Origin of the sequence: Streptomyces sp. NPDC052114 (assembly GCF_040680155.1) — a bacterium.
Classification (GTDB): domain Bacteria; phylum Actinomycetota; class Actinomycetes; order Streptomycetales; family Streptomycetaceae; genus Streptomyces.
Window position 1 is genome coordinate 68,084 of the sequence record NZ_JBFAWC010000020.1, and the last position, 13,143, is coordinate 81,226.

Sequence of the window (13,143 nt, forward strand, 5' to 3'; positions counted from 1 at the left end):
TCAGACGTGACCAATGAAGTGAAGGAAATTTTCGCGGGCGCCACGCCCCCCGCCCCCGCCGCCCTCGCGGCCAAGGTGCGGACCCTGGCGCCGTCGATGACCCGCTCCATGCAGCGGGTCGCCGAGGCCGTCGCCGGCGACCCCGCGGGATGCGCCGCCCTCACGGTCACCGGCCTCGCCGAGCTCACCGGCACCAGCGAGGCGACCGTCGTCCGCACCGCCCGCCTCCTCGGCTACCCGGGCTACCGCGACCTGCGGCTCGCGCTCGCCGGACTCGCCGCCCAGCAGCAGTCCGGCCGCGCGCCCGCCGTCACCGCGGACATCGCCGTCGACGACCCCATCGCGGACGTCGTCGCCAAGCTCGCGTACGACGAGCAGCAGACCCTCGCCGACACCGCCGCCGGGCTCGACACCGTGCAGCTCGGCGCCGCCGTCGCCGCGCTCGCCACCGCCCGGCGCGTGGAGATCTACGGCGTCGCCGCCTCCGGCCTGGTCGCCCAGGACCTGGCGCAGAAGCTGCTCCGCATCGGCCACATCGCGCACGCGCACTCCGACCCGCACCTGGCCGTCACCAACGCCGTGACGCTGCGCGCCAAGGACGTGGCCGTGGCGATCACGCACTCCGGGTCGACGGGCGACGTGATCGAACCCCTCCGGGTCGCCTTCGAGCACGGGGCGACCACGATCGCGATCACCGGCCGTCCCGGCGCGGCCGTCTCGCAGTACGCCGATCACATACTGACCACCTCCACCGCGCGCGAGAGCGAGCTGCGGCCGGCCGCGATGTCGTCCCGCACGAGCCAGCTCCTCGTCGTGGACTGCCTGTTCGTGGGCGTCGCCCAGCGGACGTACGAGACGGCGGCGCCCGCGCTCGCCGCCTCCTACGAAGCGCTCGCGCACCGCCACAACCCCCGCGGCGGCGGCCGCTGACCGCCCGGCACCCCTCCGTCACCTGCCCGCCCACCCCCTCCCCGGACACGAAAGAGCCGCAGACGCCATGACCTCCACGACCGACGCCACCTCCTCCCGGCACGGAGACTCCGACAACTACGGTGCGCTCCGCGCCCAGCTGGCCACCCTCACCACCGAGGCGTTCCGTCCCGAGCTCTCCGAGATCGACCGGCTGCCCACCCTGGAGATCGCGCAGATCATGAACGGCGAGGACGCGTCCGTGCCCGCCGCCGTCGCCGAGCAGCTCCCCGCCATCGCCGCCGCCATCGACGGCACCGCCGAGCGCATGGCCCGCGGCGGCCGGCTGATCTACGCGGGCGCGGGCACGGCGGGCCGGCTCGGCGTGCTGGACGCCTCCGAGTGCCCGCCGACCTTCAACACCGACCCGAGCGAGGTCGTCGGCCTCATCGCGGGCGGGCCGAGCGCCATGGTCACCGCGGTCGAGGGCGCCGAGGACAGCAAGGAGCTCGCGGCCGAGGACCTGGACGCGCTGGGCCTCACGGCGGACGACGTGGTCGTCGGGATCTCCGCGTCGGGCCGCACCCCGTACGCGATCGGCGCCGTCGAGCACGCGCGGCAGCGGTACGGCGCCCTCACCATCGGCCTGTCCTGCAACGCGGACAGCGCGCTCGCGGCCGCCGCCGAGCACGGCATCGAGGTCGTCGTCGGCCCCGAACTGCTCACCGGATCCACCCGGTTGAAGGCGGGCACGGCCCAGAAGCTCGTCCTCAACATGCTGTCGACGATCACGATGATCCGCCTCGGCAAGACGTACGGAAACCTGATGGTGGACGTCCGCGCCTCGAACGAGAAGCTGCGGGCCCGCTCCCGCCGGATCGTCTCCCTCGCCACCGGCGCCGCCGACGAGGAGATCGAGACCGCCCTCGCCGCGACCGACGGGGAGGTGAAGAACGCCATCCTGACGATCCTCGGCGGAGTCGACGCCGCCACCGCCGCGGACCTCCTCGCGGCCTCGTCCGGCCACCTCCGCACGGCCCTCGACGCCGCCCGCACCACCTGAACCAACCCCGCCCCACCGGGCACCGCACAGCAAGGCACCGCACCATGGCACCAGACAAGAACCGCGCCACCGCCGCCGCGATCCTCCCCCTCGTCGGCGGCGCCCAGAACGTCACGTCCGTGGCCCACTGCATGACCCGGCTCCGCCTGGGTCTGGCCGACCGCTCGCTCGTCGACGACGACGCGCTGAAGGCGCTGCCCGCCGTGATGGGCGTGGTCGAGGACGACACGTACCAGATCGTGCTCGGTCCGGGCACGGTCGCCCGGGTCACCCCGGAGTTCGAGGCCATGGTGGCGGAGGGCCGCACCGAGGCCCCCGCCGAGCACACGCTCACCGCCGAGGAGCTGGCGGCACAGGGCGCCGCGATCAAGGAGGCGAGGAAGGCGAAGAACGCGACGCCCTTCAAGCTCTTCCTGCGCCGCATCGCGAACATCTTCGTGCCGCTGATCCCGGCCCTGATCGGCTGCGGCATCATCGCGGGCATCAACGGCCTGCTGGTCAACCTGGAGTGGCTGCCCGCCATCACCCCGGCCCTCGCCGCCATCGCCTCCGGCTTCATGGCGCTGATCGCGGTGTTCGTCGGCTTCAACACGGCGAAGGAGTTCGGCGGCACCCCGATCCTGGGCGGCGCGGTCGCGGCGATCATCGTGTACGCGGGCGTCGCGAACATCGAGGCGTTCGGCCAGAAGCTCTCCCCCGGCCAGGGCGGCGTCCTCGGCGCGCTGGGCGCGGCGGTGCTGGCCACGTACGTCGAGAAGTGGTGCAGGAAGTGGGTCCCGGAGGCGGTGGACGTCCTCGTCACCCCGACCCTCACGGTCCTGATCTCGGGCCTGGTCACGATCTTCGGCCTGATGTTCCTGGCGGGCGAGGTCTCCACGGGCATCGGCACGGCGGCCAACTGGCTCCTGGACAACACCGGCGCCTTCGCGGGCCTGGTCCTCGGCGGCCTCTTCCTGCCCCTGGTGATGCTGGGCCTGCACCAGGCTCTCATCCCCATCCACACCACCCTGATCGAGCAGCAGGGCTACACCGTCCTGCTCCCCATCCTCGCGATGGCCGGCGCGGGCCAGGTCGGCTGCGCGATCGCCGTCTTCAAGCGCCTCAAGCACAACAAGTCCATCCGTACGACGATCAAGTCGGCGCTCCCCGCGGGCTTCCTCGGCGTCGGCGAACCCCTGATCTACGGCGTCTCGCTCCCCCTCGGCCGCCCCTTCGTCACGGCGTGCGTGGGCGGCGCGGCGGGCGGCGCGTTCGTCGGCTTCTTCTCGATGATCGGCGACAAGGTCGGCTCCACGGCGATCGGCCCCTCGGGCTGGGCCCTCTTCCCCCTCCTCGACGGCAACAAGGGCCTCGGCCTCACGATCGCGATCTACGCGGGCGGCCTCCTGGTCGGCTACCTGGTCGGCTTCTTCGCGACGTACTTCTTCGGCTTCAGCAAGCAGATGCTGACGGACCTGAACACGGACAGCGCCGAGGACACCCCGACGACCCACGCCGGACCGGAACCGACCACCGCCGGCAGCGAACCCGCGAAGGCCCCGGCAACGGTCTGACCCCACCCCGACCCCACACAGAGGGGCGGCACCCACCCCGGGCGCCGCCCCTCCACCACGCCGAACGCCCCGTCAGCCGGGAAAGCCCGCCGTGTCGATCACCGCGGCGAACGGCTCCGGCAGCTTCAGACTCTCACCGAACGGCACCCGCTCGGCGTGCTTGTACGCCCCGTTCTGCGGCCCGCTGAACAGCGTGGCCGTCGGGCCGTGCTCGTCGAAGCGGTCCACGAGCAGATAGACCGGCACAGGAGCGTGCGCATAGGCCCAGAGCTTCTTGGTGCGGTCGTCCTTGGCGTTGCTCTGTGAGGTGATCTCGACGACCAGCAGCGCCTCGGACGCGTCCAGCGGGTCGTTGCTGTCGGGATCGGCGGCGTCAACGGCCTCCCGGGGAGCCAGCACCAGACCGGGGACGTACAGCTTGTCGAGGGGGGCGATGTGGATGCCGAGGGTCTGGTACACCCCCAGCTCCTCGGAGAGCACCCGGTAAAGACTCCGGTGCAGCAGAGCCGCGATTCCGTTGTGATGCCTGTGCGGCGGAGGCACCAAGGAAATACGCCCCTCGTCGATCTCGGCGTGCCAGCCTTCCGGCACATCCAGCTCACGCCATGCCTGGAGCAGGCGGTCCCACGACCGGCGGTCAGGAGCCGTGTCGTGCTCGACCAGTGCGGCGGTCATCGCGGGTCCCTTCTCTCGAAGCCTGCGGCACGTGAGCGTAGATCGACGGGCCTGCGGTCGTTGACCGCTTCCTCCCGGCGTCCCACGAATGAGCGGGCCGGGGCCGTCGTCAGCTTCGCGACATAGTTGGGCGGGCGGGGCGGGGCGGGGGTGACCGAGTCGGGTGCCGGTGCGTGGGGTGGGGCGGTGGAGGGGGTCCGGCGGGTGGGGGCGCGGGGTGGGGAGGGGTGTGTGGGGCGGGAAAGCGGCCATCGCGGCGCTGTCCGAAAGGGGCGCGGCGCGGGTGCGGAATGACCGAAGCGGCTTTCGGGGGCCATCCGACGTATCGAAGATGACACCGAACGGCATCGTCCTGCGCACGTCATCGAAGCGGCACGACCGGAGGGGACCCTTCATGACCGAGCACAACGAGCCCACCGCGGCCGACGAGCGGCAGATCGCCGAGGCCCTGGGGTCCGCCGCCCGCATCACACTGGCCCCCGGCCCCCGGGAGGCGCGCGAGGCGCCCGGCGAGGCGCCCGAGCCGGACGACGAGTGGACGCTGCCGGGCGGCACGGCCTGGGTGTACCTCGCCGATCCCGCGAAGGGCCTGACCCGGCCGGTGATCCTCGCCGACGGCTTCAGCTCCGGGCCCAGTGACCTGGACTTCTCCTGGGAGCTCCTGGAGCGCGGCCCGTACCCGTTCGTCGGCGCGCTGCGCGGACGCGGATACGACGTCGTCCTGCTCGGCTTCGACGAGCGGAGCGCCTCGATCCTGGAGAACGCCGTCGCCGCCAGGGCCGCGATCCGCGAGGCGGTCGCGCAGCGCTCCGGCGACCATCCGCTGACCGTCGGCGGATTCAGCATGGGCGGCCTGGTCACGCGGTACGCGCTGGCCAGGATGGAGCACGACGGCGGCGAGGAGAACGACCACGCGACCGCCCTGTACTTCTCCTACGACAGCCCGCACCGCGGCGCCTGGGTGCCCCTCGCGCTCCAGTCGTTCGCGCACTACATCCGCCCGCTCAACGCGGCCTTCTCGCACCAGATGAACAGCCCGGCCGCCCGCCAGCTCCTGTGGCAGCACATCGCGGAGTGGAACGACGCCCCCGAGACGGACAAGGAGCGCGGCGTCTTCCTCGCCGAGCTGGAGCGCGTGGGCGGCTGGCCGTCGCGGCCCCGCAGGATCGGCGTCGCCAACGGCGTGCGCAGCGGCGAGAGCAACGGCGTCCGCCCCGGCGAACAGGCCTTCCACGGCAGGGGCCTGGCCATCACGGGCACCCATCTGTACACGCAGTCCACGGGCGAGGACCAGCTCGTCGCGCAACTGCGGGTGGCGACCCTGCGCCGCCCCCGGATCCGCACCACGGGCCTGCCGGAGATCGACGGCGCGCCGGGCGGCACCCTGGAGGGCTTCGGCATCCTCGCCGACGAGCTCGACAAGATCCCCGCCTTCATCGGCCTCGGCGCCCGGGCCGACATCCGCGAGCACTGCTTCGTACCGACGGTCAGCGCGATCGCGCTGCGCGACCCCGACACCCACGAGAGGCTGTACGAGCCGGTCACGGCCTCCGCGGAGGAGGAGAGCGAACTGGACGAGTTCCTCTGCGCCTCGCACAACGAGGGCCACACGCTGGTCACCGAGGAACTCTGCGCCTGGATCCTGGACCGGCTGCCGTAACCCCGTTCGCGGGGCAGGCCTCAGGGGCGTGCGGCGGAGGCCGCCGGCCGTTCCCCGGAGCGGTCCGGCTCCCAGCACTGCACGCCCTTCAGGCCCGGCATCCGGTCCCGTGTGAACACCGGGTCGAGGCCCGCGCGGCGCTGCGCCAGGTAGTCGTCGAGGAGCCGGAAGGCGATCGTGGAGAGCGGGATGATCGCGAGCAGGTTGACCAGCGCCATGAAGCCCATGAAGACGTCGGCGAGGTTCCACACCACGCTCACCGAGCCGAGCGCGCCGAGGAAGACGGTCGCGAGGACGAGCGCGCGGTAGGAGGGCAGCACCCAGCGCCTGCGCGTCATGAACTGGATGTTGGACTCGCCGTAGTAGTAGTTGCCGATCATCGAGCTGAAGGCCAGCAGGAAGACGACGACCGTCAGCACGTGCCCGGCCCAACCGCCCAGGCTCGCGGTCATCGTGGACTGCGTGAGGTCCGCGCTCTGCCGCCCGGACAGCTCCGGGTTGGCGGTCAGGATGATGAAGGCGGTCATCGAGCAGACCAGCAGCGTGTCGAAGAAGACGCCGAGCGACTGCACCAGGCCCTGCTTGACGGGGTGCGAGACCTCGGCGGTGGCGCCCGCGTTGGGCGCGGAGCCGAGGCCCGCCTCGTTGGAGAACATGCCGCGCCTGATGCCCTGCTGGATCGCCGCGCCGACGCCGCCCGCGGCCAGCTCGCGCACCCCGAAGGCGCCGCCCACGATGTCGGCGAGCACCCTCGGCACATCGGCGATGTTGAGCAGCACGACGGCCGTGCCGAGCAGCAGATAGACGACGGCCATGACGGGCACGAGCACGGTGGTGACCGCGCTGATCCTGCGGACGCCGCCGAAGACGGCGAGGCCGAGGAGCGCGGCGAGGAGCAGGCCCACCAGCGGCGCGAACCACTCCGCCTCACCCGTGCCCAGGGAGCCGGTGGCGACGGAGGTGATGGTGTTGGACTGCACGGCGTTGAAGACGAACCCGAAGGTCACGGTGATGGTGACGGCGAAGAGCACGCCGAGCCAGCGCTTCCCGAGCGCGCGCTGCATGTAGTAGGCGGGCCCGCCCCGGTAGGCGCCGGTCGCGCCCCGCACCTTGTAGAGCTGCGCGAGGGCCGACTCGACGAACGCGGACGCGGCGCCGATGACGGCCATGACCCACATCCAGAACACGGCGCCCGCCCCGCCGAGCGTGATGGCGGTGGCGACGCCCGCGATGTTGCCGGTGCCGACGCGGGCCGCCGCGGAGATGGTGAACGCCCCGAACGACGACACCTGCTTGCGTCCGTCGGCCCGCTCGGGCGTCTTCTCGCGCACGACCCGGAACATCTCGGGGAGCAGCCGCAGCTGCACGGCCCGGGACCGCACGGTGAACCAGAGGCCCGCGCCCACCACGAGCGGGATCAGAAGGTACGTCCACAGGTGGTCGTTGACCTGCAGGATGACGGAGTCCAGGGAGTTCACGCGCAAAAGTCTCACCCGGGACAAAAGACCCGGACCAGGGACTTAGGTCCTTGGTAAACGGTGAGCAAAGGCACGCCGAAGGGGCGACACCCTCCGTGAGGAGAGTGCCGCCCCTTCGTACGAGCTACGCGCTGCGCGTCAGGCGTCGCGCGTCATGGGCTCCGATCCGCGGGGGATCAGAAGTCCATGTCACCGCCCGGCATGCCGCCCGGAGCGGCGCCCGCGGCGGCCTTCTCCGGCTTGTCGGCGATGACGGCCTCGGTGGTGAGGAACAGCGCGGCGATGGAGGCGGCGTTCTGCAGGGCAGAGCGCGTCACCTTCGCCGGGTCGAGGATGCCCTCGGCGATCATGTCGACGTACTCACCGGACGCGGCGTTCAGGCCGTGGCCGACGGTCAGGTTGCGCACCTTCTCGACGACGACACCACCCTCGAGGCCGGCGTTGACGGCGATCTGCTTCAGCGGGGCCTCCAGGGCCAGCTTCACAGCGGCGGCACCGGTGGCCTCGTCGCCGTCCAGCTCCAGCTTCTCGAACACCTGGGAGGCCTGGAGCAGGGCGACGCCACCACCGGCGACGATGCCCTCCTCGACGGCCGCCTTCGCGTTGCGAACGGCGTCCTCGATGCGGTGCTTGCGCTCCTTGAGCTCGACCTCGGTCGCGGCACCGGCCTTGATGACCGCAACACCGCCGGCGAGCTTCGCCAGGCGCTCCTGCAGCTTCTCGCGGTCGTAGTCGCTGTCCGAGTTCTCGATCTCGGCGCGGATCTGGTTGACGCGGCCCTGGACCTGGTCGCTGTCACCGGCGCCGTCGACGATGGTCGTCTCGTCCTTGGTGATGACGACCTTGCGGGCACGGCCGAGCAGGTCGAGACCGGCGTTCTCCAGCTTGAGGCCGACCTCCTCGGAGATGACGGTGCCACCGGTGAGGATGGCGATGTCGCCGAGCATGGCCTTGCGGCGGTCACCGAAGCCCGGGGCCTTGACGGCGACGGACTTGAAGGTGCCACGGATCTTGTTGACGACGAGCGTGGACAGCGCCTCGCCCTCGACGTCCTCCGCGATGATCAGCAGCGGCTTGCCCGACTGCATGACCTTCTCCAGCAGCGGAAGGAGGTCCTTCACGTTGGAGATCTTGGAGTTGACGATCAGGATGTACGGGTCGTCGAGCGACGCCTCCATACGCTCCATGTCGGTGGCGAAATACGCCGAGATGTAGCCCTTGTCGAAGCGCATGCCCTCGGTGAGCTCGAGCTCCAGACCGAAGGTCTGCGACTCCTCGACGGTGATGACGCCTTCCTTGCCGACCTTGTCCATGGCCTCGGCGATGAGCTCGCCGATCTGGGTGTCGGCGGCGGAGATGGAGGCCGTCGAAGCGATCTGCTCCTTGGTCTCGACATCCTTCGCCTGCTCGAGCAGGGCGCCCGAGACGGCCTCGACGGCCTTCTCGATGCCGCGCTTCAGAGCCATCGGGTTGGCACCGGCGGCCACGTTGCGCAGACCCTCGCGCACCAGGGCCTGGGCCAGGACGGTCGCGGTCGTCGTGCCGTCACCGGCGACGTCGTCCGTCTTCTTCGCGACCTCCTTGACCAGCTCGGCGCCGATCTTCTCGTACGGGTCCTCGAGCTCGATCTCCTTGGCGATGGAGACACCATCGTTGGTGATCGTGGGGGCGCCCCACTTCTTCTCGAGGACGACGTTGCGACCCTTGGGGCCCAGGGTCACCTTGACGGCGTCGGCGAGCTGGTTCATGCCGCGCTCGAGGCCGCGCCGTGCCTCCTCGTCGAACGCGATGATCTTGGCCATGTGAAGTGGTCCTCCCGGACAGGGGTGGAAAAGCAAACGGACCGTGCTGGTGCCCGCGACGGACGGCCTGCGTGCCTTGTGGTTCCTTGCCCCACCCGGCCCGCGGACCTCACCGACCCGATCCAAGTTCTGTCACTCTCACTCGTAGAGTGCTAACGCCAATGATTAGCACTCGACCCCCACGAGTGCAAGGTGCTCCCGAGAGATCGGCACCTGTGAGGGACCTCGGGGGCCGCTTCCCGGACACACCCCGGGCAGCCCCGAACAGCCCCCGAACAGCCCCCGGACAGCACCGCCGGCCTCCCGGACGCACACGAGGGGCCCGTACCCCTGGTGGGATACGAGCCCCTCACGATGCGTGCTTCGGTGGTCGGTCGCGCCGAGCTAGACGGCGAGTTTGACCATGTCCGCCTGCGGACCCTTCTGGCCCTGCGAGATCTCGAACTCGACTCGCTGACCTTCTTCAAGGGTGCGGTAACCGTCCATCTGGATCGCGCTGTAGTGGACGAAAACATCCGCACCACCGTCGACCGCGATGAAGCCGTACCCCTTCTCCGCGTTGAACCACTTGACGGTGCCCTGAGCCATGCCTAACTCCCCTATTACTGGCCCTTGCACAGGACCGCACTTCGCGGACCCGGGTCAGACCTCACGCCCCATTGGTTGGGGGTGTGCGCCGGAACGCGTCGACCGCCGCTGAATGTATCTGTCCAACTGCCGTCTGCAACAGGTCAATCGGACGAGAATTCTGGGCACGACCGATCGGGAGAATGCGGAGAATTCGTCAGCACTCAGGTCAAGTCGGGCCGGGCAAATGCCACATGGGGCTCAAATTGGCAGCACTGTTTGGCTGCTTCTTGTCGGCTCGGGACCGACTTCATATATGCGCTCGGCACTAACCGCGAAGCGCTGTTCCCAACTGTACCGCGCTCAACCATGCAGAATTGCCCCCTCCGTTTCTCTCGCGGAGGGGGCAATTCAGATAACGCAGGGTACTTGCGTAAAGATCAGCCGCCGGCGACGGCGGGAATGATCGAGACGCCGGCGCCGTCCGGGGTGGCGGTCTCCAGGCCCTGCTCGAAACGGACGTCGTCGTCGTTGACGTACACGTTCACGAAGCGGCGGAGCTTGCCCTGGTCATCCAGGACGCGGGCGGCGATGCCGGTGTGGTTCTTCTCCAGGTCGGCGATGACCTCACCGAGCGTGGCGCCCTCGGCGGCGACCTCGGCCCGGCCGCCGGTGTAGGTGCGGAGAATGGTGGGGATGCGGACGTTGACGCTCATGGGGTTCACCTCTGAGGTACGGGGGGGAGACGGAGCGCCCCGTCAGGGGCGCGGGGAACTGCGCGAGGACGGACCACGACCGGCAGTCGGCGGCGGCCGCGCGGCGCGACGGCGACTAGCCGGCGAGCCCCGCGGAGCGGAACGCGTCGAGGCTGGGCTTGATCGTGGCGGTGGCCTGCGACGTCTCGGCGACGGCGTCCAGCGTCTTCAGGCCGTCCCCGGTGTTCAGCACGACCGTGGTGAGCGCCGGGTCGATCAGCCCCGCCTCGATCAGCTTCTTCGTGACGCCGACCGTCACCCCGCCCGCGGTCTCCGCGAAGATGCCCTCGGTCCGCGCGAGGAGCTTGATCGCGTCGACGACCTGCTCGTCGTTCACGTCCTCCACCGCACCGCCGGTGCGGCGCGCGATGTCGAGCACGTAGGGACCGTCGGCCGGGTTGCCGATGGCCAGGGACTTGGCGATGGTGTTCGGCTTCTGCGGGCGCACGACGTCGTGACCGGCCTTGAACGCGGCGGAGACCGGCGAGCAGCCCTCGGCCTGGGCACCGAAGATCTTGTAGGGCTTGTCCTCGACCAGGCCGAGCGCGATGAGCTCCTTCAGACCCTTGTCGATCTTCGTGAGCTGCGAGCCCGAGGCGATCGGGATGACCAGCTGGTCGGGCAGCTGCCAGCCGAGCTGCTCGCAGATCTCGTACGCGAGGGTCTTGGAGCCCTCGCCGTAGTACGGCCGCAGGTTCACGTTGACGAAGCCCCAGCCCTCGCCCAGCGGGTCGCCGATGAGCTCGGAGCAGAAGCGGTTCACGTCGTCGTAGTTGCCCTCGATGCCGACGAGCTCGCCGCCGTAGACCGCGGCCATGACGACCTTGCCCTGCTCCAGGTCGTGCGGGATGAAGACGCAGGAGCGGAAGCCCGCGCGGGCGGCGGCGGCGCCGACGGCGCCGGCGAGGTTGCCGGTGGAGGAGCAGGACAGGGTGGTGAAGCCGAAGGCGCGCGCCGCTTCGAGCGCCTGCGCGACGACGCGGTCCTTGAAGGAGTGCGTGGGGTTGCCGGAGTCGTCCTTGACGAACAACTTGCCCGGCTCGACGCCGAGTTCACGGGCGAGGTTGTCGGCCTTGACGAGCTTGGTCCAGCCGGGGTTGAGGTTGGGCTTCTCGGCCACGTCGGCGGGGACGGGCAGCAGCGGGGCATAGCGCCAGATGTTGGCGGGGCCCGCCTCGATCCGCTTGCGCAGGGCCTCCGGGTCGCCGAGCGGCAGGTCGTACGCGACTTCGAGGGGGCCGAAACACTCGACACAGGCGAAGATCGGACCCAGCGGGAACGTGGTGCCGCACTCGCGACAGGACAGGCCGGAGGCGGGTCCGAGGTCGACGGTGGCGTCGGCGGAAGGGGTGGCGACAGTCTGCACAGCCATGGAGGCGAGGCCCTTTCTCCTCATCTTCCTCGCGACGCATCTCGCCGCGAGACGGAATTGGCACCTTCCCTAGCCGGGAGCCTCGCGGCGCTTGATCGCGACGAGACCGGCTGGAGGGTTGCCGGGGCTTCAACGGGCCGTATCCCTCTGCCCCTCTGGATGAGCGGTATTCGATTGTGGGTTTCAGTTGTCGATCCTGAACGCGGCGGCGACCCCGACATGCGATGGTCACCGGCGTTGTTCAAGACTGTAACCGAAGCCCTGGACCCTTGAGATAGTCGTCCGAACCGCGAGATGGATCACATACGGGAGGACCCTGACCGTGCTGGAAGAGGTCGAGCGCTGGCTGAGCAGGCGTTCCTGGTCCGTGGCCGACCGCCCGCTGGAGCGCCTCGTGGCCGCCAAGCGCGCGTCCGGCACCTCGGTGAGCGTCGTGCTGCCCGCGCTGGACGAGGAGGAGACGGTCGGCGACATCGTCTCGGTGATCCGCCGCGAGCTGGTCGAGCGGGCCCCGCTGGTCGACGAGCTGCTGGTGATCGACTCCGGGTCGCGGGACCGCACGGCGGAGGTCGCCGCGGCCGCGGGCGCCAAGGTGGTCCACCGGGACGAGATCCTGCCGCGGCTCACGCCCGTCCCCGGCAAGGGTGAAGTTCTGTGGCGCTCGCTGCTCGTCACGGACGGTGACGTGGTGGCGTTCGTCGACGCGGACCTGAAGGAGTTCTCCGCGGACTTCGTCTCGGGGATCGTGGGTCCGCTGCTGACCGATCCGGACGTGGACTTCGTGAAGGCGATGTACGACCGGCCGCTCGGCGCGGAGTTCGACGCGCCCGGTGCGGGCCGGGCGGCGGGGCAGGGCGGGCGGGTGACCGAGCTGATGGCGCGGCCCCTGCTGAACATGCACTGGCCCCAACTGGCGGGGTTCGTACAGCCGTTGGGCGGTGAGTACGCGGCGCGCAGGTCGCTCCTTGAGCGGCTGCCGTTCCCCGTGGGGTACGGCGTGGAGCTGGGGCTGCTCGTGGACGCGCTGCACACGGTGGGCCTGGACGCGCTGGCGCAGGTGGACGTGGGGGTGCGCAGGCACCGGCACCAGGACGGGCAGGCGCTCGGGCGGATGGCGGCGGCGATCTACCGGACGGCGCAGCTGCGGCTGGCGCGCGGTCATCTCGTACGCCCCGAGCTGACGCAGTTCGAGCGGGGCGAGCACGGGTTCGAGCCGCGGACGTACGCGATCGACACGGAAGAACGCCCCCCTATGACCGATATCGCCGAGTATGCCCACCGTCGCGTGGCGTAACCGGCCATGATCATG

General features: G+C 70.4%; 11 protein-coding genes and 1 riboswitch. Of the genes, 5 read left to right on the top strand and 6 right to left on the bottom strand.

From position 1 onward, the window contains the following. Positions 1 to 6: 6 nt before the first annotated feature. The 3 genes from AB0L89_RS33850 (at position 7) to AB0L89_RS33860 (ending at position 3,525) form a co-directional block, all read left to right on the top strand. On the top strand, positions 7 to 930 hold the full coding sequence (locus tag AB0L89_RS33850) for a MurR/RpiR family transcriptional regulator (RefSeq protein ID WP_365149818.1): 924 nt from the start codon (positions 7 to 9) through the stop codon (positions 928 to 930). 67 nt (positions 931 to 997) lie between these two features. After that, a complete protein-coding gene (murQ, locus tag AB0L89_RS33855; RefSeq protein WP_365149821.1) occupies positions 998 to 1,972 on the top strand; it encodes an N-acetylmuramic acid 6-phosphate etherase in 975 nt (324 codons plus the stop codon). Positions 1,973 to 2,016: 44 nt separating this feature from the next. Next, entirely contained in the window at positions 2,017 to 3,525 is a 1,509-nt protein-coding gene (locus AB0L89_RS33860; protein WP_365149824.1) for a PTS transporter subunit EIIC, read from the top strand. Positions 3,526 to 3,597: 72 nt separating this feature from the next. Here AB0L89_RS33860 and AB0L89_RS33865 read toward each other — a convergent pair whose 3' ends face one another. Beyond that, positions 3,598 to 4,200: a Uma2 family endonuclease gene (locus AB0L89_RS33865; protein ID WP_365149827.1), complete on the bottom strand. Its 603-nt coding sequence runs from the start codon at positions 4,198 to 4,200 to the stop codon at positions 3,598 to 3,600. A 394-nt stretch (positions 4,201 to 4,594) separates the two neighbouring features. On the opposite strand from AB0L89_RS33865, the gene AB0L89_RS33870 reads away from it, so the two are divergent. After that, positions 4,595 to 5,860 carry a hypothetical protein gene (locus tag AB0L89_RS33870; protein WP_365149830.1) on the top strand — a complete coding sequence of 422 codons (1,266 nt, stop codon included), beginning with the start codon at positions 4,595 to 4,597 and terminating at the stop codon, positions 5,858 to 5,860. Positions 5,861 to 5,880: 20 nt separating this feature from the next. Here the strand turns inward: AB0L89_RS33870 and AB0L89_RS33875 are convergent, their stop codons facing one another. The 5 genes from AB0L89_RS33875 to thrC form a co-directional block, all read right to left on the bottom strand. Further along, the gene (locus tag AB0L89_RS33875) at positions 5,881 to 7,338 is read right to left on the bottom strand and encodes an alanine/glycine:cation symporter family protein (protein WP_365149833.1); all 1,458 of its coding nucleotides are present in this window, start codon (positions 7,336 to 7,338) and stop codon (positions 5,881 to 5,883) included. 176 nt (positions 7,339 to 7,514) lie between these two features. Further along, positions 7,515 to 9,140: a chaperonin GroEL gene (groL, locus tag AB0L89_RS33880; protein WP_365149836.1), complete on the bottom strand. Its 1,626-nt coding sequence runs from the start codon at positions 9,138 to 9,140 to the stop codon at positions 7,515 to 7,517. A gap of 384 nt (positions 9,141 to 9,524) precedes the next feature. Then, a complete protein-coding gene (locus AB0L89_RS33885; RefSeq protein WP_005315736.1) occupies positions 9,525 to 9,728 on the bottom strand; it encodes a cold-shock protein in 204 nt (67 codons plus the stop codon). Between the two features lie 419 nt (positions 9,729 to 10,147). Beyond that, a complete protein-coding gene (locus AB0L89_RS33890; RefSeq protein ID WP_173895112.1) occupies positions 10,148 to 10,423 on the bottom strand; it encodes a ubiquitin-like small modifier protein 1 in 276 nt (91 codons plus the stop codon). 115 nt (positions 10,424 to 10,538) lie between these two features. Then, the gene (thrC, locus tag AB0L89_RS33895; protein ID WP_365149840.1) at positions 10,539 to 11,858 is read right to left on the bottom strand and encodes a threonine synthase; all 1,320 of its coding nucleotides are present in this window, start codon (positions 11,856 to 11,858) and stop codon (positions 10,539 to 10,541) included. Next, positions 11,852 to 12,000: riboswitch (SAM riboswitch) on the bottom strand. It overlaps the preceding gene by 7 nt. 156 nt (positions 12,001 to 12,156) lie before the next feature. On the opposite strand from thrC, the gene AB0L89_RS33900 reads away from it, so the two are divergent. After that, complete coding sequence (locus tag AB0L89_RS33900) at positions 12,157 to 13,128, top strand: glucosyl-3-phosphoglycerate synthase (RefSeq protein ID WP_365149843.1); 972 nt, start codon at positions 12,157 to 12,159, stop codon at positions 13,126 to 13,128. Positions 13,129 to 13,143: the final 15 nt, after the last annotated feature.